The 2,689-nt window shown below is 66.1% G+C and carries 3 protein-coding genes and 1 pseudogene; all 4 read right to left on the minus strand.

What is annotated here, in order from left to right; translation table 11 throughout:
* A partial coding sequence (locus tag ABUA09_RS18210; protein WP_502880793.1) for a Kelch repeat-containing protein occupies positions 1-834 on the minus strand: 834 nt, incomplete at its 3' end.
* Between the two features lie 116 nt (positions 835-950).
* Positions 951-1,757 carry a hypothetical protein gene (locus ABUA09_RS18215; RefSeq protein ID WP_349949626.1) on the minus strand — a complete coding sequence of 269 codons (807 nt, stop codon included), beginning with the start codon at positions 1,755-1,757 and terminating at the stop codon, positions 951-953.
* Positions 1,747-2,292, minus strand: coding sequence for a putative phage tail protein (locus tag ABUA09_RS18220; protein ID WP_075705224.1), 546 nt, complete (start codon positions 2,290-2,292; stop codon positions 1,747-1,749). The genes ABUA09_RS18215 and ABUA09_RS18220 overlap by 11 nt, the downstream gene beginning before the upstream one ends.
* Positions 2,282-2,689 (minus strand): annotated as a pseudogene (locus ABUA09_RS18225) (baseplate J/gp47 family protein); the annotation flags it as partial. The pseudogene ABUA09_RS18225 and the gene ABUA09_RS18220, both read right to left, overlap by 11 nt.

The raw sequence follows: 2,689 nt of genomic DNA on the forward strand, positions 1-2,689 counted from the left end.
GAGCGATGTATTGACGGATTGAACTTTAGCTCCAGGCGCATACGCAAATAATGCGTAGCTGCCTACGGATGCCGATGAACCGCGGCTGGTAATCATGCCAAGGCTTTTGCTGGTTTTTGTCAGCGAGGCATTATAGGCGTCCAAATAACTGCTGCTGTATGCACCGTCGTCATATGCCGCACCCCCGGCGAACAGGGCGTAGTTCCCGACCGACGCCGCTGCGAGATTGTATCTGGCCTCGCCCAGAGCGCTTGGAAGGCTTCTCGTAAGCGATGCATTATAAGCGTCCACATCGTTCGAGTAGCCGGAATTGGAATAAAGTCCACCGCCAAACAACGCATAGTTCCCAACTGATGCCCCGTTCAACTGCCTTCTTGCCTGACTCAGGGCCGTCGGCACGCTGCGGGTCAGAGAGGTGCTGTATGCGTCGACCGCAGAGCTGTCAGGCCGGCCGCCTCCAAACAGGGCATAATTTCCGACCGATGCCGCTGCGAGATAATATCTCGCTGTACTTAGCGCAGTTGGCGTGCTTCTCGTCAAAGCATTGCTGTAGGCATTCACTGTAGAATAGGTTGCAGCGGACGGGTGGTAGTAACCGCCTCCAAATAAAGCGTAGTTCCCAACTGATGTTCCGGCATGATACGCTATGGAATTTGTCAAGGTCGCAGCCGTCCCGTAGTAGGACAACTCTCCCCCGCTCCAGCAGGGCCGGGCCACGCCGCCCACGCCGATGTACGCCTTTTTGACCTTGCGGGCGACTCCTGCCACACCGATATAGATCTTCTTCACCTTGCGGGCCTTGCCGCCCACGCCGATATAGACTCGTTTTGCCATTTCGTCGTCGCAACCTCCATATCCTTCGCTCCGCCGCAAGCGGCAGAGCTCACTTATTCCGGTGCTCCTCCTCTCCCCGCCGCGCCTGCGCGGTGGGGTCCCCGTTTCTGCTTACCTCACTCGTACACCAGGTAGATGACGCCGCTGGTCAGGCTGGAGCTTCCGGCGGTCAGGTCCGTGGTGCTGGCCTGGATGGCCCGCATCATGGCAGTGGTATAATTGGTGTCCGCCGCCCCGGGCCCCGTCGTGCGATTGAGGGCATAGCGCAGTGTGTTCATGGTCACAAGGGCGGAACTCGCTGTGAGAGCGGCGGACGCGCTGGTGTTGTCCTTAATGGCGCGGGTGGTCACTGCGCCGGTGCCCGCCCCGATGAGCGCCGCGCCGCTGGTCAGGCTGGCCGCCCCCGTACCGCCCCGTGCCACAGGCAGCGTCCCGGAAGTGATCTTACTGGCCACCAGATCGGGGATGCGTGCGGCGTCCAGCGTCCCGGAGGCAATGTCACCCGCCCCATGGCTGTGGCTGGCCGCCGCCGCCCCCACGTCGGCCGCTGCCAGGGTGACGTCCGCGCTGAGGGCCTTGCCGTTCACCTTCCGGGTCGTGGGCACCGCCCCCACTTGGGCCGCCGTGTGGGTGTGATCCCCGGCGGCCTTGGCGTTCCAGGCCGTCCGCTCCGCCGCGGTGAGGTGGCGGACGTTGTCCCCGGTGTGGCCGGAGAGGGCCGTCTGCACCGCCGCGGCGCTGCCCGCCGGGTCAAAATCCATGGCCGGGAGCTGCGCGGCGGGCACCTTTCCGTCCTCCCCCAGCTCCGCCCGCTTCGCCAGCTCCGCGTCGATGACGTCGGCGTTCCAGTTGAAGTCCTCAATGTTGTAAAAATCCTCTGCGCCGGGCTTTTTCAGCCCGTAATTGGCTGTTTCAGCCGCCATTTGCAAGCACCTCATTTCTCAGTTGATCGTGGGTATACGCCGCCAGAGCGGCGTGGGTACGGCCCAGCAGCGTCTGATGCTGGTTGTACCGCAGGGACAGGTCCACCGTCAGGTTCACCGGGACCACCCGGTCCAGCAGGGCGGCCGTGTCGGAGAGCATCTGCCGGGCGGTGAGGGCCAGGCGCACCGTCAGCAGGAAGTCCGCCCCGTCCAGCGCCAGAGTGAATCCCTCCTCGCCGCACAGGCCCCGCAGCATCTCCCCCAGCCGCGCCATGGTGAAGGGCCGCTGCTCGTTCATCCGGGTCATGATGCGGAAGCGGCGCTGGGCCAGGTCTCCGCCGTGGACCACCGGGAGCCCCAGCAGGCGCTCCCACCGGGCGCAGCCGGCGTCGGTGAGGGTGGCGGTGTAGAAGTCGTCCGGCGCGCGGCGCAGCGCGGCCCCCGCCGCGGTGAGCTCAGGCTCCTCCGCCCCGGCCAGCGCCTGGAACTCCCGGAGCTCCCGCAGGTACTCCGGCCAATAGGACTCAAGCGCCATGGCTCATCACCCCCAGCACCGGGATCTCCTCCTCCTCCAGTGTCACATTGGCCAACCCGCCGTTGAGCCGGGTCCCCTGCACATCCAGCACGCCGGGGATGTCCAGCATCCGGGTCTCCACCTGGCTCAGGCGCACGGTGAGGCCGGAGGCGTCCGCCCAGCCCTGGACCAGCTCGGCGAAGTAGGCCCGGAGGGCGGCCTCGGCGTCGGGGCGCACGGCCTCCCAGGTCAGGCTCCCCTCCAGGGTCAGGGTGAGGGCGACGTCGATGGTCTTTCCCACGGCGGGGCGCACCGTCACCGTGTGGCCGATGGGGGCCAGGCCCGGTCCCGCATGGTCTCCAGCTCGGGGGACAGCACCGCCCGCTCGGCCCGGGCCGGGGCCAGCGCGTCGGCGAGG

The organism is Intestinimonas sp. RTP31139st1_F5_RTP31139_211217, assembly GCF_040226735.1.
Classification (GTDB): domain Bacteria; phylum Bacillota; class Clostridia; order Oscillospirales; family Oscillospiraceae; genus Intestinimonas; species Intestinimonas butyriciproducens.